We start from the raw sequence: 18,298 nt of genomic DNA, 5'->3' as shown, positions 1-18,298 counted from the left end.
TTCCGAGTCGAGCTCGGCCAGAAGGCGATGCCTACTTCTGCGCCGCCTTCGCATCCCGCGCAGCCGCGCTCTCCAATCCGTCTTTCGGCAGCCACAACGCCAGCGCCACCACGCCCAGGCTCACGACCAGCATCATCAGGAACGTGAGATGCAGCGAACTGCCCAGCGCGAGGCGGATGCCCGCATCCCCCGCGACGGAGCCGTGCACGCCCTGCAGCAGCAGGCGCAATTCGTCGTCGGTGAACATCATGCTGCCGTCGCCGCGCGTGAGCCCGAAGTTGAAGACCGCGCCGAAGAACGCCGCGCCCAGCGCGCTCCCCAGGTTGCGCGAGAACACGTTCGAGGCGGTGGCGATGCCGCGCTGCGAGAGCTCCACGCCCTCCTGGATCAGGATCAGCGAAGCCAGGCTCATCACGCCCATGCCCAGGCCGATGATGAAGGAGCCGATGGCAGGCAGCACCGGCGAACTGCCGGCCCCGAGCAAGGCGAAGGTCGAGGTGCCCACGGGAATCAGCGCGGCACCGACGACCACCATGCGCCAGAGGCCGATGCGGTGGAAGGTGCGAGAAGTCAGCGTCGCGCCGATGGGCCAGCCCAGCATCACCATCGTGAGCGTGAGGCCGGCCGTGACGGACGAGCGCTCCAGCACCACCTGCACGTACATCGGCAGGAAGGTCGTGATGCCGATCAGCACCATGCCGGCGAGCATCGCCGCGCCGTTGACCGTGGCGATCATCCGCGCGCCCCAGAGCTTGAGCGAGACCATCGGGTCGGCCGCGCGGCGCTCCTGCGCGATGAAGAGCGCAAGCGTGACCACGAAGAGCCCGGCCCATGCAAGCGCAACGCCAGAGTTGCCGACGCCGAACTCGGTCAGCGCGATCATCAGCGACGCGATGCCGACGGTGAACAGCACCGCGCCCACGATGTCGATGGACGAGCGGCGCACCGTGGGCGCCTCGTGCAGGAAGAACCAGAAGCCCGCCGCCGCGGCCAGGCCGATGGGCACGTTGACCCAGAAGATCCAGGCCCACGACAGCTTCTGCACGATGAGCGCGCCGATCATCGGCCCCACCACCGCCGAGACGGCCCACACGCTCGCGAGGTAGCCCTGCACCTTGCCGCGTTCGCGCACCGGATAGAGGTCGCCCACGATGGTGAGCGACACCGGCTGGATCGCGCCCGCGCCGATGCCCTGGATGAGCCGGAAGCAGATCATGGCCGGCATCGACCACGAGAAGCCCGCCAGCACCGAGCCGACGACGAAGATCGCGATGCCCACGAACATGATGGGCTTGCGGCCGTACAGGTCGGAGAGCTTGCCGAACACCACGGTCATCGCGGTCTGCGCAAGCAGGAACGAGGCGAAGACCCAGCTGTAGAGATGCAGCCCCCCGAGTTCGGAGGCGATCTGCGGCATGACGGTGGAGACGATGGTGGCTTCGATGGCGACCATGGCCATGGAGGCCATGATCGACGCGATGACCAGGGGGCGGTTCGTTGTTTTGGTACTGGCGCTCATGGGGTTCTTCGCGGCCGGCGCGCTGCCTGCGGACGAAGTGTCTGGCGGGCGCCGAGGTGGTTCGAGGTGGAGTGAGGCCGCGAGCCGCCGATGCTATCGGGCTGCGCGAATTCGTGCTTGCGCTCGGCCTTGCGCGTTGTCTTGTTCGAGCGATCGCGCAGGCTCGCCATATCGACTTCGCGCCATGCCGCGGTCTGGAAGGCACGCGCACACAGGCGGTAGGCGCGTTCTTTCAGCACGATGCGCCGTTGGCCGCCGCCATGCTGCAGTTGCGTGACGAACATGCAAGCCTGCAAAGGAGAGAACCATGTTCGATCACATCGGCTTTCGCGTGCGCGATCTGCGCGCGTCACGGCGCTTCTACGAGGCGGTCGCCGCTTCGGTCGGCCTCCAGGTCGCCGACAACAGCGACACCTCTTTCCTCGTCATCCGCAGCACCGACGAGCGCATGCCCTTCATCTGGATCGGCACCGAGGAGCCGAAGTTCTGGACGGCCGGGAACCGGGTCTCGAACAGTCCGATCCACGTGGCGTTCTCGGCGCGCAGCGAAGCGCAGGTCGATGCCTTCCACGAGGCCGCACTGCGGGCCGGCGGAACCGACAACGGAAAGCCCGGCCCGCGCGGCCCCGAGGAGGCCCATTACTACGGCGCCTACGTGCTCGATCCGGACGGCAACAACATCGAGGCTGGCTTTCGCGGCCCCGCATAGCGCGCCGGCTCAGCCCGCGTTGAGCGCCGAGGTGCCGTTGTAGATGTAGCGGCGCGACCAGGGCAGCGTCTTCGCCGCGCGCCCGGCCTTGCGGCCCACGATCTGGTAGATCGCCACGTCGTCGTTCTCGAACGCATAGGCGCAGCCGGCGAGGTACACGCGCCAGATGCGGAATTTCTCCTCGTCGACCATCGTGCGCAGCTTGTCGCTGTTGGCTTCGTAGCTGTCGCTCCAGAAGCGCAGCGTCTGCGCGTAGTGGCGGCGCAGGTTCTCGATGTCGAAGGCCTCGAGCCCGCCCTGCTGCATGGCCTGCAGCGCGAGACTGATGTGCGGCAGCTCGCCGTTCGGGAACACATAGCGGTCGATGAAGTCGCCGCCACCGTAGGAAACGCCGCCGCCTTCGGGGTCGGACGAAGTGATGCCGTGGTTCATCACCACGCCGTCGTCGGCCAGGAGCTCCTGCACGCGCTTGAAGTAGGCGGGCAGGTTCTTTCGGCCCACGTGCTCGAACATGCCCACGCTGGTGATGCGGTCGAACTGGCCGGTCACGTCGCGGTAGTCCTGCAGGCGGATCTCGATGCGGTCCGCCAGGCCCGCGGCCTTCACGCGCTCGGTGGCCAGGTCGAACTGGTTCTGCGAGAGCGTGACGCCCACGCAGCGCGCGCCGAACTTCTGCGCCGCGCGAATCACCAACGCGCCCCAGCCGCAGCCGATGTCCAGCAGCGTCTGGCCGGGCCGAAGATCGATCTTGGTGAGGATGTGGTCGATCTTCTTCAACTGCGCGGTCGCGAGGTCTTCGTCGCCGTTCTCGAAGTAGGCGCACGAATAGACCATGTTCGGGTCCAGCCACTGCTGGTAGAACTCGTTGGAAACGTCGTAGTGGTACTGGATGGACTTCTTGTCCGACGATCGTGTGTGCGTGAAGTAGCGGGCCATGTTCTGCAGCGCCCCGCCCTGCTTGTCGATCGAGGTCTTGGCCAGGCCGTAGGCGATGTCGATCACGTCGCTGAGCTTGCCCTCGATGTCGATCTTGCTCTTGACGTACGCCTCGCCCAGGTTGTCGAGCGTAGGCTGCAGCATCAGCGACAGCGCGGCGGGCGACTTGACGTGCAGCGTGACCGAAGGCCCGCTGAAGTTGCCGAAGTCGTACGACTGGCCGTCCCACAAGGTGAGCCGCGCCGGCAGGTTGGCGCGGTCACGAACGGCGGCGCTCCACTGCGCCAGCTTCTTTTCCCAAAGCATGCATCTCTCCGTGTTGTTTGGTTCACCCGGCGCCAGTGCGCCGGGGTGCTGCAGCGGAGAAAACAATAACGAAAAAATTTGAAACCTGCATGGTCGGGACAACGCAAGAAATTGCGGTAAGTGCTACAAGGCGCCCCCAATTTTCTCGGCCGCCGCGCCGGGCTGCGGGGCATCGGTCGCCTCGATGAAGATGCGCTTGATCGTCGGGAAACGCGCACGCACCTGCGACTCGATGGCGGCCACCGCATCGGCCGCCTGGCCGGTGGAAATGTCGTCCTTGAAGTTGACATCGACGATCACCAGCGCCTCGTCGGCGCCGATGTACATCGACAGCACATGCCCCACGTCTTCGACGCTGGGCTGCTCCATCGCGATGGCGCGGATGGCGCGCGCCGTCTCGGGCCGGATGCCCTCGCCGATCAGGAGGCCGCGCGCCTGCGCGATGAGCAAGACCGCCACGCCCGCCAGCAGCACGCCGATGACCACTGAGGCCACGCCGTCGAGCACCGGCATGTCCAGCGCATGGCCGAGGTAGATGCCGAGCGCCGCCACCAGCAGGCCGACCAGCGCGGCGGAATCCTCGGCCAGCACGGTGTAGGTGGTCGGGTCCTTGCTGCGGTCCAGCGCCTGCCAGAAGGGTGTGCCGTTGGCCTGCGCGCGGAACTGCTTGAGCGCGATGAGGAAGCTTGCGCCCTCGAACACGAAGGCGGCCGCGAGCACGACGTAGTTCCAGGTCGGATCGCGCATCGGCTCGGGCGCGCGCATGTGCTGGATGCCCTCGTAGAACGACACGCCGCCGCCCAGCCCGAAGATCAGCACACCCACGATCAGGCTCCAGAAATAGAGCTCCTTGCCGTGGCCGAATGGATGCTCGGGCGTCGCGGGCCGCTTGCTGAGCTTCAGGCCCACGAGCAGCAGCACGCCGTTGAAGGTGTCGACCGCCGAGTGGATGCCCTCGGACAGCATCGCCGAACTGCCGGTGATGCCCGCCACGACGAACTTGGTGATGGCGATCGCGACATTGGCGCCGATGGCGCCGTAGATCGCGATCTTGGATTCGGCCATGCGGTCAGGCCACCTAGGCCGCTTCCATCGACGCCGCCCCCATCGCATCGTTGCCCGCCTCCGAGAGCCAGCGCTGCTTGTCGCGCAGCGGCGGCGCACCGAACATGCGGCCGTATTCGCGCGCGAACTGCGAGGGGCTTTCATAGCCCACGCTGTGCGCCGCGCTCGCCACGTCGGTGCCGGTCATCAGCATCTGGCGGCGCGCCTCCTGCAGGCGAAGCTGCTTCTGGTACTGCAGCGGGCTCATCGCGGTCACGGCCTTGAAGTGGTGGTGGAACGACGACACGCTCATGTGCACCGCGCGCGCCATGTCTTCCACCCGCAGCGACTGTGCGTAGTTCACGCGCAGCGCGCTGATGGCCTTGGCGATGCGCTGGGTGTGGCTGTCCTGCAGCGCGATCTGGCGCAGCCGCGCGCCCTCTCCGTTCACCAGCAACCGATACATGATCTCGCGCTTGATGAGCGGCGCCATGATCGGCACGTCTTCGGGCGTCTCGACCAGCCGCAGGAGGCGCAGCACCGGCTCCAGCACCGGCATCGCGATGCGGTTGACGTACATGCCGCGGGACGCCGGCGCGTTGGCCTTGGCGGGCAGCTTCTCGTCGCCGATGAGCTCGCCGATCTCGTCGAGCGCCAGCTCCAGCCGCACGCCCAGGTAGGGCTCGTTCTCGCTCGTAAGACGTACCTGGCCGCAGACCGGAAGATCGACCGAGGTCACCAGGTAGTGCATCGGGTCGTACACGTAGATGTCGTCGCCCACGATGATCCGCTTGGAGCCCTGCGCGATCAGCCCGAGCGCCGGCGTGGCGAAGGCGTGCTTGGGGCCGTCGGGCTTGCTGATGCAGAACACCTGCAGGCCCGCCACCGGCGTTTCCACCGTGCCGTCGCGCCCGCCGGTGATGCGGTTGATGAGCGCCACCAGTTCCTTCCTGGCTTCGTCGAGTTCGGGTTCCAGCGGCATCGGCTGGGCCAGGGCTCCAGCGATTTCGGGTGTTTCGTCGGACATGTAGAGGGCCTTGTCGCGGTTGAGGGCACGGTGGTGCGCACCGTGGAGGATCGGGTGGTTTGCAGCTTAGCGCCGCGCCCATGAATCTGCACGCCCCCGGACGGAGGTCTGGAGAAATAGGCAAAGACTTTGCAGAAACGCGCTCGCCGCGCCGGGGGTCGCGGGCGGATACTTTTTGCCGGTTGCCCCTCGCGACGCCCTCCCGACACCCTCCAACACCTCCCCCGACACAAAGGACCTCTCCATGCAGTACCGCAAATTTGGCCGCACCGGCCTCCTGGTTTCCGAACTCTGCCTCGGCACGATGACCTTCGGCGGCTCCTCGGGCATCTGGGGCCAGATCGGCGACCTCCAGCAGGCCGAGGCCGAGGGCCTGATCGGACGGTCGATCGACGCCGGCATCAACTTCATCGACACCGCCGACGTGTATTCCGAAGGCCAGTCGGAAATCATCACCGGCCAGGCGCTCAAGAACCTCAAGATCCCGCGCGACAGCGTGGTGGTGGCCACCAAGGTGCTGGGTGAAACCGGCAGCAAGGGCCCCAACGCCAGCGGCGCCTCGCGCTTTCACATCATGGATGGCGTCAAGGCGAGCCTGAAGCGCATGCAGCTCGACCACATCGACCTGTACCAGATCCACGGCTTCGATCCGCTCACGCCGATCGAGGAAACCGTGCACGCGCTGGACAACCTCGTGCAGCACGGCCACGTGCGCTACGTGGGCGTGTCGAACTGGGCGGCCTGGCAGATCGCCAAGGCGCTGGGCATCGCCGAGCGCGACCGGCTCGCGCGCTTCGAGTCGCTGCAGGCCTACTACACCATCGCCGGGCGCGACCTGGAGCGCGAACTGGTGCCGATGCTGCGCAGCGAGAACGTCGGCCTCATGGTCTGGAGCCCGCTGGCCGGGGGCCTCCTGAGCGGCAAGTTCGACCGCCACACCGAAGCCGAAAAGGGCACCCGCCGCGCCAGCTTCGACTTTCCGCCGGTCAACCGCGACCGCGCCTACGACTGCATCGACGCGATGCGCACGCTCGCCGAGGCCCGCAAGGTCTCGGTCGCGCAGATCGCGCTGGCGTGGCTGCTGCACCAGCCGGTGGTGACCAGCGTGATCATCGGCGCCAAGCGCGCCGAACAGCTGGACGACAACATCGCCGCGACGGCCATCGAGCTCTCGGCCGACGAGCTGGCCACGCTCGACAAGGTGAGCGCGCTGCCGGCCGAGTACCCGGGCTGGATGCTGGAGCGCCAGCGCGCGAACCGCGACAAGCACCTGGCCTGATCGAACGGTTCAGGCCAAAGCAAGCGCGGCCGACCGCCGCGCGGCATGGGCAGCGGTCGCGCGCAGTGCGCGCAGGTCGAGGTTCCGCGCGGCCTTGGCCGCATCGGGCTCGGCCAGGTGCGGCACCACGCCGAGCAACGGTGCGCCGAGCCGGTCGCGCAAGGTCTGCAGGTTGGCTTCGGGCGACAGCATCTGCGGCTCGATGACGCTCGCGACCCAGCCCGCCAGCACCAGGCCGCGCGCCCGCACGGCCTCGGCCGTGAGCAGCGCGTGGTTGAGGCAGCCCAGCCGCAAGCCGACCACGAGGATCACCGGCAGCCCGAGCGCCACGGCCAGCCCGGCGCTGTCGAGGTCGTCGCCGAACGGCAAGCAGAACCCGCCCACGCCTTCGACAACCACCGCATCCGCATGCCGCGACAGCGCATCGAAGGCCGACAGCAGCCTCGGCAGTTCGATGCGCACGCCCTCTTGCCTTGCTGCGAGATGCGGCGACATCGGCGCGCGCAGCAGGTAGGGGCAGCGCAGGGCCAGCGGCGCATCGACGTTGCCGGCCTTGCGCAGTTGCTCGACGTCTTCGTTCTGCCATGTACCGTCGACGCGTTCCAGGCCCGCGGCCACCGGCTTCATGCCGACCGCGCGCAGGCCCGATGCGGCCAGCAGATTCAGCATCGCGCTGCTGACCAGCGTCTTGCCCACACCCGTGTCGGTGCCCGTGACGAACCATCGGCGCTGCGTCATGCGGCCTCCTTCCACGGTTGCGCCAATGCGTCGCCCAGTGCATCGACCAGCCGCGACACGTCGGCCTCGCTGTGGCTGGCCGAGAGCGCGATCCGCAGGCGCGCGGTGCCGGCCGGCACGGTCGGCGGACGGATCGCACCGACGCGCAGGCCCCGGGCATCGAGCTGCGCCATCGTCCGCATCGCGCGCGCGTTGTCGCCGACGATCAGCGGCTGGATCGCAGTGGGTGAATCGGGCAGCCAGGCGCTGCCGTCCGGCGGGAGCATTGCCTTCAGGCCCCGGCGCAGCTGGGCGATGCGCGCCTTCAGTTGCGCGCGGCGCTCGTCGCCCTCCCCGCCTTCGATCAGCGTGAGGCTCGCGAGCAGCGCATGCGCGATGGCCGGCGGCGCGGCGGTGGTGAAGATGTACGGCCGCGCCCGCTGCACGAGGTAGTCGACGACAGTGCGGTGAGCCGCCACGAACGCGCCCGACACGCCCGCCGCCTTGCCCAGCGTGCCGATGAGCACCAGCCGCTCCGAGCGCAGCGCCATCGCCTGCAGCACGCCTCGGCCCGTGGCGCCCAGCACGCCGAAGCCGTGCGCGTCGTCCAGCACCAGCCAGGCATCGTGGCGCTCCGCGAGCGCGAGCAACTCGGCCACGGGCGCAATGTTGCCGTCCATGCTGAAGACCGCATCGCTCACGATCAGCTTGACCGGCGCGTCGCAGGCTGCGAGCTGCGCGTCGAGCGCCGCCACGTCGCAATGCGGATAGCGCGCGACCCGCGCCTTGGCCAGCCGCGCGCCGTCGATCAGCGACGCATGGTTGAGCGACTCCGAAAAGATCACCGCCTCCGCGCCCCCGAGCGCCGACAGCACCGCGAGGTTGGCCATGTAGCCCGTGCAGAAGAAAAGGCTGCGCGCCTCGGGGATGAACGGCGCCATCCAATCCGCCAGCCGCTCTTCCAGCTCGGCGTGCGCGCGCGAATGGCCCAGGATCAGGTGCGACCCACCGCTGCCCGTGCCATAGCGCGCCGCGCCTTCGGCCAGCGCCGCCGCGAGCGCCGGATGGGCCGCGAGGCCCAGGTAGTCGTTGCTGCTGAAGCCGAGCATGGTGCGCGGCGCGGTCGCGCCGGCCAGCGTCAGCGACTGCTCGGGCGCGCAGGCCGTCTCGGCGATCTGCCGGCGGCGGCGCAGCGCCTGCGCATCGAGCGCGGCGATCTCGCCCTGCAGGCGTTCAAGCAAGCGCGACATCGCGGCCTCCTGCTTCTGCATGCGCGGCATGCGCGGGAGCTGACACCGCCCGCAGCGTGGCCAGCGTGCCATCGACCAGCCGGTCGATCTCGTCGTCACCGATCACGTAGGGAGGCATGAGGTAGACGGTCGCACCGATGGGCCGCATCAGCAATCCATTCGCGCGCGCCGTGAGGTGAAAGCGCTCCGCGAAACGGGCACCGGGCTCGCGCACGTCGAAGGCCGCGATCATTCCGCGCTGGCGCAGGTGGTCGACGGGCATGCCGCGAAGCCCTTCGCGCAGCCTGCCGATCAAGCGTTCGGCGCGGCCTCGGTTGCGCCGCAATGCGTCTTCGCGCTCGAACAGGTCGAGCGTGGCGAGCGCCGCCCGGCAGGCCAGCGCGTTGCCGGTGTACGAATGCGAATGCAGGAAGCTGCGTGCCACGTCGTCATCCACGAAGCCTTCGTAGATCGCATCGCGCGTCATCACCAGGGCCAGCGGCAGGTAGCCGCCGCTGATGCCTTTGGAGAGGCACAGGAAATCGGGCCAGATGCCGGCCTGCTCGCAGGCGAAGAACGTGCCGGAGCGCCCGCAGCCCACGGCTATTTCGTCGGCGATGAGGTGCACCTCGTAGCGGTCGCACAGCGCGCGCACGAGGCGCAGGTATTCGGGGTCGTGCATCGCCATGCCGGTGGCGCACTGCACGAGCGGCTCGACGATCACGGCCGCGATGGACGCATGCCGTTCGGCCAGCAGCGCTTCGAGTTCGGCAGCGGCGCGCCGTGCCACGGCGATGGCGTCCTCGCCCGACAACGCGGTCCGCGCGTCGGGCGATGCGACGAGGTGCGCGTTCGCGAGCAGCGGTGCGTAGGCATCGCGGAACACCGGCACGTCGGTCACATGCAGCGCACCCAGTGTTTCGCCGTGGTAGCCGTGCCGCAGCGCGACGAAGCTCTGCTTGCCGCTGCGGCCCGCGTTGCGCCATGCATGGAAGCTCATCTTCAGCGCGATCTCCACGGCCGAAGCACCGTCGGAGGCGTAGAAGCAATGGCCGAGTGCATGACCCGTGAGCGCGGCCAGCCGCTCGGCCAGTTCGACGGCCGGCGCGTGCGTGCAACCCGCCAGCATCACGTGCGAAAGCGTGTCGAGCTGGTCCTTCAGCGCTGCGTTGATGGCCGGGTGCGCATGCCCGAAGAGATTGACCCACCACGAACTCGTCGCGTCGAGGTAGCGCCGCCCGTCATGGTCGACGAGCCACACGCCCTCCCCCCGCGCGATCGGCAGCGGCGGCACCGCTTCGAGCCGGATGCTCTGCGTGCACGGATGCCAGACGTGGCGCCGGCTGCGCTGCTGCCAATCGGTGTTGGCGGAGGAAGAAAAAGCAGTCGAAGGCGGCATCCGCGCGTTCCTTTGTGGGGGCAAGGCGCGGGATCGTATCGAGGCTTACCAGGCGCGACAAACTGCATTGGCGCTGGCGAAATGCAGCGTGCTTGGACGACGATGAATGGCGTAGCGCTCGTGTTCCGGGCAGGCGCGCGCAACACGACAGCATTGGGTCAGAGGGGTTGCGCTTGGCCGATCGCAAGTTGTCCGATCAGCGCCAAAGAAAACTGGTGGATGTCGGAGGAGCGCCAGGTATCCGGGCTATCGCGCCTCATCGGACATGCCGTTGTCCGATTGAGGCAAGCCTTACTCGCCAAGACTCAGGCAGCGCTCTTTCTCACCAGCGCCGTGATGTAGTCGGCAAGCGTTGTTGCCCCGCGCTCGGGCTTCTCGGGCTGTTCCCCGTTCTCCAGCGTGATCCGCGTCATCGCCGCATACGACGCCGCTGCCGCCTCCGAAAACCCCAGCGAGCGGAATGCCTGCTCCCACTGTTCGGGCGGCGTCACCGCCACTTCGACCGGCCGGCCCAGCGCTTGAGAGAACGCCTGCGCCACATCGCCCGGCGTGTAGCGCTCCGGCCCTTCGACGTAGTGCGGCCCCGAAGCCTCGGCCGCGCCCAGCATCAGCCGCGCGGCGAACTCGCCCAGATCGTGCGGCGCCACCATCGGCAGCCTGAAATCGGGCGGGTACATGCTGTGCACCTTGCCCTCGGCTCGCGCGGTCTCCAGCGAGGCGTCCCAGTTGCTCATGTAGTAGGCCGCGCGGATCGCGCTCACCGGCACCTTGCCGGCCTGCAGCTCCTGTTCCATGTCGTAGAGCACGCCCAGGTCGCCGATGCCGTTGCCCGGCTGCGCGCCGTAGGCCGATTCGCAGACGATCTTCTCGAGCTTGCAGCCCTCGAGCGCGGCGACGATGGCGTACAGGCTCTTGCGCTCCTCGGCGACCGTGTCGGTCGATGGCGGCGCCGGCGGGTTGAGCACGAAGAGCCGGTGCCCGCCCGCGATCACGCGGTGCAATGCGGCGGTGTCCAGCACGTCGACCTGCGCGACGTGCGCGCCCTTGGTCTTCAGGGGCTCGGCCTTGCTTGCATCGCGCGTGACCACGGTGACGGGTTCGTTGCGCGCCAGCAGGGCTTGCGCGAGTGACGAGCCGACGTGGCCCGTGGCGCCCAGGATGATGTGCATGGCCATCCCCTAGCCGCGCTTCTCGGCGTTGCGCTTGCGCGTGGCGGCGCCCTTTTTCGCGGAAGCCGAGCGCTCGGCCGCCGTGCGGGAGGCTGCGGCCGCGCCGCCCTTGTGGGCGCCCTTGCGCGAGGGCGCGTGGCTCTCGGCCTTGCCGCGGCCCGATCCGCTCTTCTTGCCGCCGCCCGTCTCGGCATTCACCGTGGCCCAGGCGCGGCGCTCGGCCTCGCCCTTGCCGACACCGCGGTGCTCGTAGCCTTCCTCGATGTGCTCGGCCTTGCGTTTCTGCTTGTCCGTGTAGGACGACTTGTCGCCTCTTGGCATGTCATCGCTCCTTCAGGTTGGGGAGCTTTCATGCTGGGCGTGCGACCCGGGTATTGGGTAAGAAGACGGACGCGATGCGCGTCAGCGTTGTCTGTCGCGACGCAGGTTCGCGACACAGGTTCGCGGCGCTAGCCGTTCAGGCAGCAGGTCGCAGCAGCGCGCCGAGTTCGGTATCCGCCGGCTTGGCGAGCGACGCGACCATGGCAAGGATGGTGTCGCCGAAGCCGCCGCGAGCGCGCGCATCGGTGCGGGCGCTGGTGGTCACGCGCGGCCCCGCGCTCCAGGCGATGCGGGCGCCGGCGGCCTGCAGCGCCTCGACCAGCGCGACGTCTTCGCTGCAGGCCAAAGGCTGGAAGCCGCCCACGCGGCAATAAGCCTCGGCCGACACGCCGAGGTTGGCGCCGTGGATGTGCCGGTGGCCGTCGGCATCGACGTAGTGGGTGGCGAAGTGCGCCTGCACCGCGCTGCCTTCCAGGCCATGCGCGCCCCAGTCTTCCACGCCGATCGAGCCGCAGACCACATCGGCGTTCTCGGCCAGCTGCTTGACCAGCCAGTCCGGCGAGACGAGCGTGTCTGCGTCGGTGAAGGCAAGCCACCGGGCGCCGCCGCCGACGAACAGGTCCGCACCGCGGGCCCGCGCGATGCCGACGTTGCGGGCATCCAGCGCGATGCCGATGACGGGATATTGCGCGACCACGGCACTTGTCGAATCGCTGCAGCTGTCCAGCACCACGGCCACGCCGACCGTTTCGCCCAGGAGCGCCGGGTGTGCCGCCGCGCGCAGCACCGCCTCGAGCGCGGCGCCGATGCGCTCGCCCTCGTTGTGCGCGGGAATGACGACGCCGATCACCGGATGCCCTCGCGCTCGGCCACCGAGCGGGCATCGCGGGTCCAGACCTGCATCACGAAGTCGTCTTCTTCATGGAGCGCGAGCCTGGCGAGCCCTAGCGCGGCCAGCGCGCCGTGCACGTCGCTCGTGGACAGGCTGCGCTGCGCGAAATCGGGGCGCCAGTCGCAGGCGACGAGGGTGCCGTCGGCCTCGAGCGTTTCTTCGCAGCAGCGGGCCAGGCGCTGCATGTCGTTGCGGTCGAGAAAGTAGCCCATCTCGCTCAGCACGATGAGATCGAAGCGGCCGTCCTCGCGCGGCCAGTCGGCGGGCAGCACGTGCTGTTCGACGCGCACGTTGGGCCGCCCTTCGGTGCGCTTGCGTGCGAGTGTCACGGCATGCGCCGAGAAATCGCTCGCCAGCAAGTCATCGCAGCGGTGCGAGAGCGCCAGCGTGAGTTCGCCGATGCCGCAGCCGGGCTCGTAGACCCGGCGGTAGCGCGCCTGGGGCAAGGCCGCCAGCAGCAGCGCGCGCTTGCGCGCCTCGTACCAGCGCTGGCGCAGCGCATAGGGGTCTTCGCTGGCCGAATAGAGCGCGTCGAAGTAAGGCCGCTGGTCGTTGTTCGTGCTCACAGGAAGATCACCTCGAAGGGACGCGCCGCGCGCTGGACGGTGGTGGCGCGAAGCACCGGGCCGGAGCCCGTGGATGCATCGCGCCGCAGTTGGCTGGTGAACGCCCGGACGGCCGCGCGCTTGCGCCGCAGGGCCTCTTCGCCGAGCGGGAGCCGGAAAGCGCGCTGCCAGGGCATGCGTGCGTCGCCCGGTCGCGACCAGTGCCAGCCCCACACGGGCACTTCCGCGAGCCGCGCGCCGGCACTCGCGGCCGCCAACGCACAGGCCTCGCCTGTCGCTTCGTGGTCGGGGTGACCGTCGCGGCGCCAGGTGGTGAACACCACGTCGCCGGGCCGCAGCAAAGAAACGAGCCGCGCCGCGAGCGTGGCGCGCATCGCCTTCAGCCCGCCGTCGGGCAGGCCCAGGCGAATGGGTTCGATGGCGAGACCCAGGCACTGCAGCGCCTTCAGGCTTTCCTGCGGGCGCATACGTGCGAGGCGCTCGACGGGCCATTCGGTCGAGCCCCGGTGGCTGGCGGTGCCGTCGGTGACCGCGATCACCTCGACGGGCCGGCCGCACTCGGCCAACTGGGCGAGCAGGCCGCCCACTGACAGCACCTCGTCGTCGGGATGCGGCGCGACGACCACGGCGCGGGCGTTCTTGGGGACCAGCTCGTGCGGCGTGATGGCGGGCAGGCGTGCGAGGCCGGGCCAGCCGCTCCACTCGGCCTCGGTCGTGCCTTCTCCGCGGATGGCGCGTTGCGCTACAGCGTCCATGACGACGGCTCCTCCTGCTCGTTCGCGGCGAACTGGCCGAGCGCGGCGAGATCGCGCTCGGCGTGGCTCTGGCGCAGGAACACCGGCAGGTCGGCCATGGCGCGGGCGAAGCGCGGGTCGCGGCACAGCGGACCGGCGCCGACGGCGCGGCCGGCGTGGTGGATCACCTCATTGGCCGCCTGCTCGACGACGAGGCGTGCGCGCAAGGCGACGCGTTGCGCGCTGTCCTTGGGGTGCTCGTCGATCCACGCGGCGGCTTCACGCAGCTGCGCGGCGGCCGCGGTCAAAGCGACGTCGATGGCGCCGATGTGCGCGAGGCGGTGGGCGTCCGGCTTGGGGCCCTTGCGCTGCTGGACCATGCGCGCGATGCCGAGCAAGCCGCCGAACCAGCATGCCGCGATGCCCGCGCCGCCCTGCCAGAAGCCGGCACGGTTCACGTAGTCGCCGGGCTGGCCGATCGGCGTGGCCACCGCGCGGTTGAAACGAACGTCGACGCTGCCGCTCGCGGCCATGCCGACCGCGTACCAGCCGTTCTCGGTCACCCAGACGGTGGGCTGGTCCATGGCGACGGCGGCTAGGCATGGGTCGCCGGCCGCGTTCCAGCAGCTCACGACGGCATGCGACACCTTTGCGGCGCCCGAGCACCAGGCCTTGGTTCCCGTGAGGCGGACGCGGCCGCTTTCGTGCGCATCGAGCGTGACTCGCGCGTCGGGTGGCTCCGCGCACCACGTGCCCCAGGAGGCGCCGGCCGGGGTCTCGGGGGCGCCGCCGAGTTCCGCGAGGATGGCGAGCGCATCGGTGTGCCCTTCGAACAATTTCACCAGCGAGAGGTCGTGCGCCGCGACTTCGGCGAGCACGCGCCAGCGCGCCAGGGTCTGGCCGGCGCCGGGCTGCGGAAGCGCGTCGATGCGCGCATCGACCAGATGATTCAGTGCCAGGTCGCCGCCGTGGCGAAGCTGCAACTGCAGGAGGGCGTCGTCGGGAGCGCGTTGAAGCATGAGGGTAAGGCCACGTGAATCGAAAGAAAAAGAAACTTCGAGTCAAGGTAGGCAAGCCATGCAACGCGAATCGTCGGTGGGCGGCTTCCGCCCGTGTAGGAGGAACTGCGGAACGCGGCAACCGTCGGCCGTGCTTCGCGCACAGCCATCCGCGCGGCATGACCGACGGCCGGGGTCGGCCTCCTCCCACATGGCAGGGCCCGACGCGGGAAGAGAAAGAGATCTCCCCCCTCCATTCACCACGCAAAGGATTCCCGATGACGAAGCCCAGCACCATCGACACCCGCGACGACACGAACGACCGGGACGAGAACGACACCACGCAGCCTTCGGCACACAACAAGGCCGGCCACCAGCAACCCACCTCCCGCAACGAGCCGCGCCGCACACCCGAGAGCCGCCACGACCGCGAGAGCCACGTGGGCGGGAGCAACCAGATCCAGTCGCGGCGAGGAGGCGGGACCCGATAGCCCTGCCCCGCGCCGTCAGCGTCCCGACGCCTGGCGCCTTTTCGATGGCGTGCGCAGCGTGATCGAATAGCGCAAGGCTTCGGTGGGCGCAATGGCGTGCTGCCATGCCCACCGCGCCGGACCGCGCAGCAAATAGATCGAGCGCGGTTCGATCAGGAACTGCACATTCCCCGCATCGGAGTTCGATGCGCCTTGCGGTCGGTAAGGCCTGAACTGCATCACCGCATCGCTCTGCAGCGAGACGCCCACGATGTCCTCGAAATCCGGCACGTCGCGATGCCAGCCGAGCGGCGTGCCCGGCTGGTACTCGGCGATCAGCATGTGGGTGAGTTCTTCGGGCGCCACGCCGAGCCACGCTGCCGCCCTTACCCGCAGCGGATGCAGCGCCTCGGGCAGCGGCGCGCCGGGCTTCAGGCGATTGGTGTCGAAGTCGTAGCTGCCGCCGAAGCTGATGCCGCGGCGGCGCGCGGTGTATTCCTTGTAGCGCATCTCCTTGAGCGGCAAGGCCTGCACGATGCGCAGCAGTCCGGCCTCTTCGTCTCGCGACAGGAATTCGCGCTCGTAGCGAAGCCCCTCGATGACGGCCGCCGGCGCTCCCCCGAACAGGTCGTCCTGCCCCGCGTGTTCGAGGCGTCTAGCGGCGCGCATCGCCGGCCTTCCCCACCTGCACGTGCCACCAGCGCGGCAGCAGCTCGCGGATTTCCGTGCGCGCGAAGCGATCGTCCAGCAGGTGCAGCACGCCCCTGTCTTCCTCGGTGCGGATCACGCGCCCGGCCGCCTGCACCACTTTCTGCAGGCCCGGATAGAGATAGGTGTACTCGTAGCCCTTGCCGAAGCGCGACTGCATGCGCTCGCGCGTGATCTCGTTGAGCGCGTTGTACTGCGGCAAGCCCAGGCTCGCGACGAAGGCGCCGACGAGGCGGCTGCCCGGCAGGTCGATGCCCTCGCCGAACGCGCCGCCGAGCACCGCGAAGCCTATGCCCCGGCCGCCCTCCTCGAAGCGCGCGATGAAGCCGTGGCGGTCGGCCTCGAGCATGCCGCGCGTTTGCGTCCACACGGGCACGCCGGGGTGCCGCGCCGAGAAGGCGGCGCGGGCGCTCTCCAGGTAATCGAAGCTGCTGAAGAAAGCCAGGTAGTTGCCGGGCATGCGCTCGAACTGGGCGCCGATGATGCCCGCCACGTTGCCGAGCGATCCGGCGCGGTCGCGAAAGCGCGTGGAGACGTCCATCGCCACTTCCACGCGCAGCTGCAGGCTGTTGAACGGCGAGGCCACGTCGAGCAGCGCGGTGTCCGGAGGCAGCCCGAGCGCGTCGCGGTAGAAGGCGAACGGAGAAAGCGTGCCCGAGAAACAGGTGACCGACACCGCATCCGCGAACCGGCCTTCCAGGAACGGCGCGGGCACGAGGTTGCGGATCGCCAGGGTGCGGTCTTGCTGGGTGATGCCCAGGGTGCGCTCGAACACCGAGTGATCGTCGAACACCTCCGCGAGCCGCGCGAAGTGCAGCGCATCGAAAAAGAAGCGCTGCAGCGGGCCCTGCGCCGCCTCGGGCTTGGCGGCGAAGTACTCGCCCATGGCCGTGTTGGCCGCCTGCAGCGCGCGAACGAAGCGCTCGGGAATCTCGTCGGCGGTTTCGTAGTTGTCGACCTGCGATTGCTGGACGGTGTCCCACTCGCGAAAGAGCCGAGCGAGCGGGCCGCGCACCGGGGCGGGCGCGATGCGGTGCGCCTCTTCGAGCGCTCCGCCCTCCAGCTGCGCCGTGTACATGCCGCGGGCGCGCTCCAGGAGGTTGTGCGCTTCGTCCACCAGCACCGCGACGCGCCAGCCGGCGTCTTTCATCGTGGCGAAAAGGAAGGCGCTGCTGTCGAAGTAGTAGTTGTAGTCACCCACGAGCACGTCGCTCCAGTGGGCCATTTCCTGTGCCAGGAAATAAGGGCACACCGTGTGCTGCAGCGCGACCTGCCGCACCGCCTGCCGGTCGAGCCAGCCGACCTGTGCGGCCTCGATGCGCGCGGCGGGCAGGCGGTCGTAGAAGCCCTTGGCGAGCGGGCACGAGTCGCCGTTGCAGGCGCGGTCGGGGTATTCGCAGACCTTCTCGCGCGCCGCGAGTTCGAGCACGCGCGGCTGCGCGCCATCCGCGGCGCAGCCCTTGCCCAGCACCCGCAGCGCATCGAGCGCCACCGGACGGCCGGAGGTCTTGGCGGTGAGGAAGAAGACCTTGTCGAGCTTTCCCGCCGCGCGGGCCTTGAGCAGCGGGAAGATGGTGGCCAGCGTCTTGCCGATGCCCGTGGGCGCCTGCGCCATGAGACAGCGCCCGCCGGCGGCTGCGCGGTAGACGGCTTCGGCCAGCTCGCGCTGGCCGGCGCGGAACGACTGGTGCGGGAACGCGAGCTGCGCCAGCGTCCGGTCGAGCGCGCCGTGGTGGTCGGCTTCCTGCTGCGCCCAGGCGGCGTAGCGATCGCACAGCGACTCGAACTGCTCGCGCAACGCGTCCCACGTGTGGCGTTCTTCGAGCACGGTTTCCTCGCCGGTGGCCAGGTCGAGGTAGACGAGCGCGACCGTCATCTGGGCGTGCCCGTGTTGCTCGCACAGCATCCAGCCGTAGGTGCGGGCCTGCGCCCAGTGCAGTGCGCGGTGGTTGCCGCGGATGGCGTCGAAGTCGCCGCGGAAGGTCTTGATTTCTTCGATGCGCGGTTCGCCGGGCTCGTAGCCGTCGGCGCGGCCGCGAACGCGCAGCGCACCGTGGCGGGATTCGAGCGACACCTCGCTCTGGTAGCTGCCACCCCGACGCCCCTGCACGAGCGCGTGGCCGGCCATGCCTTCGAGCGCACTGGGCGCGGGCACGAAGCGCAGGTCGAGGTCGCCCGCCTTCGCGCCGAAAGCGCAAAGCGCCTTGACGGAAACGACGTAAGCAGCGGGAGCCGGGACGGGCGAGGTGGAGTAAGCCGAGGCCATCTCTCGAAT

19 protein-coding genes are annotated in these 18,298 nt (G+C 69.1%); 3 read left to right on the top strand and 16 right to left on the bottom strand.

Going from position 1 to position 18,298, the window contains the following annotated elements; all coding sequences use genetic code 11:
• Nucleotides 1-31: 31 nt before the first annotated feature.
• Both RT97_RS00760 and RT97_RS00755 read right to left on the bottom strand, forming a co-directional pair.
• The gene (locus tag RT97_RS00760; RefSeq protein ID WP_042576870.1) at nt 32-1,519 is read right to left on the bottom strand and encodes an MFS transporter; all 1,488 of its coding nucleotides are present in this window, start codon (nt 1,517-1,519) and stop codon (nt 32-34) included.
• The gene (locus RT97_RS00755) at nt 1,516-1,803 is read right to left on the bottom strand and encodes a hypothetical protein (RefSeq protein WP_042576869.1); all 288 of its coding nucleotides are present in this window, start codon (nt 1,801-1,803) and stop codon (nt 1,516-1,518) included. The genes RT97_RS00760 and RT97_RS00755 overlap by 4 nt, the downstream gene beginning before the upstream one ends.
• Before the next feature lie 23 nt (nt 1,804-1,826).
• Here RT97_RS00755 and RT97_RS00750 point away from each other — a divergent pair, with 23 nt between their 5' ends.
• A complete protein-coding gene (locus tag RT97_RS00750) occupies nt 1,827-2,228 on the top strand; it encodes a VOC family protein (RefSeq protein ID WP_042576868.1) in 402 nt (133 codons plus the stop codon).
• 9 nt (nt 2,229-2,237) lie between these two features.
• On the opposite strand, the gene RT97_RS00745 is transcribed toward RT97_RS00750, so the two are convergent.
• The 3 genes from RT97_RS00745 to RT97_RS00735 form a co-directional block, all read right to left on the bottom strand.
• Nucleotides 2,238-3,470, bottom strand: coding sequence for an SAM-dependent methyltransferase (locus RT97_RS00745; protein ID WP_042576867.1), 1,233 nt, complete (start codon nt 3,468-3,470; stop codon nt 2,238-2,240).
• A gap of 123 nt (nt 3,471-3,593) precedes the next feature.
• Nucleotides 3,594-4,535, bottom strand: coding sequence for a cation diffusion facilitator family transporter (locus RT97_RS00740; protein WP_042576866.1), 942 nt, complete (start codon nt 4,533-4,535; stop codon nt 3,594-3,596).
• A gap of 13 nt (nt 4,536-4,548) precedes the next feature.
• Nucleotides 4,549-5,541: an AraC family transcriptional regulator gene (locus RT97_RS00735; protein WP_042576865.1), complete on the bottom strand. Its 993-nt coding sequence runs from the start codon at nt 5,539-5,541 to the stop codon at nt 4,549-4,551.
• Between the two features lie 244 nt (nt 5,542-5,785).
• Here RT97_RS00735 and RT97_RS00730 point away from each other — a divergent pair, with 244 nt between their 5' ends.
• The gene (locus tag RT97_RS00730; protein ID WP_042576864.1) at nt 5,786-6,820 is read left to right on the top strand and encodes an aldo/keto reductase; all 1,035 of its coding nucleotides are present in this window, start codon (nt 5,786-5,788) and stop codon (nt 6,818-6,820) included.
• A gap of 9 nt (nt 6,821-6,829) precedes the next feature.
• Here the strand turns inward: RT97_RS00730 and bioD are convergent, their stop codons facing one another.
• From bioD to RT97_RS00685, 9 genes are all read right to left on the bottom strand, one after another.
• Nucleotides 6,830-7,558 (bottom strand): dethiobiotin synthase, encoded by a 729-nt coding sequence (gene bioD, locus RT97_RS00725; protein ID WP_042576863.1) that lies wholly within the window; start codon nt 7,556-7,558, stop codon nt 6,830-6,832.
• Nucleotides 7,555-8,787, bottom strand: coding sequence for an 8-amino-7-oxononanoate synthase (gene bioF / locus RT97_RS00720; RefSeq protein ID WP_042576892.1), 1,233 nt, complete (start codon nt 8,785-8,787; stop codon nt 7,555-7,557). Before bioF ends, bioD begins: the two co-directional genes overlap by 4 nt.
• A complete protein-coding gene (locus RT97_RS00715) occupies nt 8,771-10,165 on the bottom strand; it encodes an adenosylmethionine--8-amino-7-oxononanoate transaminase (protein WP_042576862.1) in 1,395 nt (464 codons plus the stop codon). Before RT97_RS00715 ends, bioF begins: the two co-directional genes overlap by 17 nt.
• Nucleotides 10,166-10,470: 305 nt before the next feature.
• Entirely contained in the window at nt 10,471-11,334 is an 864-nt protein-coding gene (locus RT97_RS00710) for an NmrA family NAD(P)-binding protein (protein ID WP_042576891.1), read from the bottom strand.
• A gap of 9 nt (nt 11,335-11,343) precedes the next feature.
• The gene (locus tag RT97_RS00705) at nt 11,344-11,655 is read right to left on the bottom strand and encodes a hypothetical protein (protein WP_042576861.1); all 312 of its coding nucleotides are present in this window, start codon (nt 11,653-11,655) and stop codon (nt 11,344-11,346) included.
• Nucleotides 11,656-11,791: 136 nt separating this feature from the next.
• Nucleotides 11,792-12,505, bottom strand: coding sequence for a glycosyltransferase (locus RT97_RS00700; protein ID WP_042576860.1), 714 nt, complete (start codon nt 12,503-12,505; stop codon nt 11,792-11,794).
• Nucleotides 12,502-13,113 (bottom strand): class I SAM-dependent methyltransferase, encoded by a 612-nt coding sequence (locus tag RT97_RS00695; RefSeq protein WP_042576859.1) that lies wholly within the window; start codon nt 13,111-13,113, stop codon nt 12,502-12,504. Before RT97_RS00695 ends, RT97_RS00700 begins: the two co-directional genes overlap by 4 nt.
• On the bottom strand, nt 13,110-13,868 hold the full coding sequence (locus RT97_RS00690; protein WP_042576858.1) for a PIG-L deacetylase family protein: 759 nt from the start codon (nt 13,866-13,868) through the stop codon (nt 13,110-13,112). The genes RT97_RS00695 and RT97_RS00690 overlap by 4 nt, the downstream gene beginning before the upstream one ends.
• The gene (locus RT97_RS00685) at nt 13,856-14,866 is read right to left on the bottom strand and encodes an acyl-CoA dehydrogenase (protein WP_042576857.1); all 1,011 of its coding nucleotides are present in this window, start codon (nt 14,864-14,866) and stop codon (nt 13,856-13,858) included. Before RT97_RS00685 ends, RT97_RS00690 begins: the two co-directional genes overlap by 13 nt.
• 257 nt (nt 14,867-15,123) lie before the next feature.
• Here RT97_RS00685 and RT97_RS00680 point away from each other — a divergent pair, with 257 nt between their 5' ends.
• On the top strand, nt 15,124-15,336 hold the full coding sequence (locus RT97_RS00680) for a hypothetical protein (RefSeq protein WP_253278095.1): 213 nt from the start codon (nt 15,124-15,126) through the stop codon (nt 15,334-15,336).
• A 15-nt stretch (nt 15,337-15,351) separates the two neighbouring features.
• On the opposite strand, the gene RT97_RS00675 is transcribed toward RT97_RS00680, so the two are convergent.
• Nucleotides 15,352-15,984 carry an alpha-ketoglutarate-dependent dioxygenase AlkB gene (locus RT97_RS00675; protein WP_042576856.1) on the bottom strand — a complete coding sequence of 211 codons (633 nt, stop codon included), beginning with the start codon at nt 15,982-15,984 and terminating at the stop codon, nt 15,352-15,354.
• Nucleotides 15,971-18,289, bottom strand: a complete 2,319-nt coding sequence (locus tag RT97_RS00670; RefSeq protein WP_042576855.1) for an ATP-dependent DNA helicase — start codon at nt 18,287-18,289, stop codon at nt 15,971-15,973. The genes RT97_RS00675 and RT97_RS00670 overlap by 14 nt, the downstream gene beginning before the upstream one ends.
• Between the last annotated feature and the right edge of the window lie 9 nt (nt 18,290-18,298).

The organism is Variovorax paradoxus (genome assembly GCF_000834655.1).
Classification (GTDB): domain Bacteria; phylum Pseudomonadota; class Gammaproteobacteria; order Burkholderiales; family Burkholderiaceae_C; genus Variovorax; species Variovorax paradoxus_F.
The sequence above is the reverse complement of the archived record's forward strand: the minus strand, read 5'-3'. Positions and strand labels throughout refer to the sequence as shown.

Excerpts from the sequence above, each read along its gene's own strand:
- bioF (WP_042576892.1), bottom strand. The coding sequence starts at position 8,787 with ATGTCGCGCTTGCTTGAACGCCTGCAGGGCGAGATCGCCGCGCTCGAT.
- RT97_RS00685 (WP_042576857.1), bottom strand. The coding sequence starts at position 14,866 with ATGCTTCAACGCGCTCCCGACGACGCCCTCCTGCAGTTGCAGCTTCGC.
- bioD (WP_042576863.1), bottom strand. The coding sequence starts at position 7,558 with ATGACGCAGCGCCGATGGTTCGTCACGGGCACCGACACGGGTGTGGGC.
- RT97_RS00670 (WP_042576855.1), bottom strand. The coding sequence starts at position 18,289 with ATGGCCTCGGCTTACTCCACCTCGCCCGTCCCGGCTCCCGCTGCTTAC.
- RT97_RS00680 (WP_253278095.1), top strand. The coding sequence starts at position 15,124 with ATGACGAAGCCCAGCACCATCGACACCCGCGACGACACGAACGACCGG.
- RT97_RS00735 (WP_042576865.1), bottom strand. The coding sequence starts at position 5,541 with ATGTCCGACGAAACACCCGAAATCGCTGGAGCCCTGGCCCAGCCGATG.
- RT97_RS00730 (WP_042576864.1), top strand. The coding sequence starts at position 5,786 with ATGCAGTACCGCAAATTTGGCCGCACCGGCCTCCTGGTTTCCGAACTC.
- RT97_RS00745 (WP_042576867.1), bottom strand. The coding sequence starts at position 3,470 with ATGCTTTGGGAAAAGAAGCTGGCGCAGTGGAGCGCCGCCGTTCGTGAC.
- RT97_RS00750 (WP_042576868.1), top strand. The coding sequence starts at position 1,827 with ATGTTCGATCACATCGGCTTTCGCGTGCGCGATCTGCGCGCGTCACGG.
- RT97_RS00760 (WP_042576870.1), bottom strand. The coding sequence starts at position 1,519 with ATGAGCGCCAGTACCAAAACAACGAACCGCCCCCTGGTCATCGCGTCG.
- RT97_RS00715 (WP_042576862.1), bottom strand. The coding sequence starts at position 10,165 with ATGCCGCCTTCGACTGCTTTTTCTTCCTCCGCCAACACCGATTGGCAG.
- RT97_RS00705 (WP_042576861.1), bottom strand. The coding sequence starts at position 11,655 with ATGCCAAGAGGCGACAAGTCGTCCTACACGGACAAGCAGAAACGCAAG.
- RT97_RS00755 (WP_042576869.1), bottom strand. The coding sequence starts at position 1,803 with ATGTTCGTCACGCAACTGCAGCATGGCGGCGGCCAACGGCGCATCGTG.
- RT97_RS00675 (WP_042576856.1), bottom strand. The coding sequence starts at position 15,984 with ATGCGCGCCGCTAGACGCCTCGAACACGCGGGGCAGGACGACCTGTTC.
- RT97_RS00710 (WP_042576891.1), bottom strand. The coding sequence starts at position 11,334 with ATGCACATCATCCTGGGCGCCACGGGCCACGTCGGCTCGTCACTCGCG.
- RT97_RS00740 (WP_042576866.1), bottom strand. The coding sequence starts at position 4,535 with ATGGCCGAATCCAAGATCGCGATCTACGGCGCCATCGGCGCCAATGTC.
- RT97_RS00690 (WP_042576858.1), bottom strand. The coding sequence starts at position 13,868 with ATGGACGCTGTAGCGCAACGCGCCATCCGCGGAGAAGGCACGACCGAG.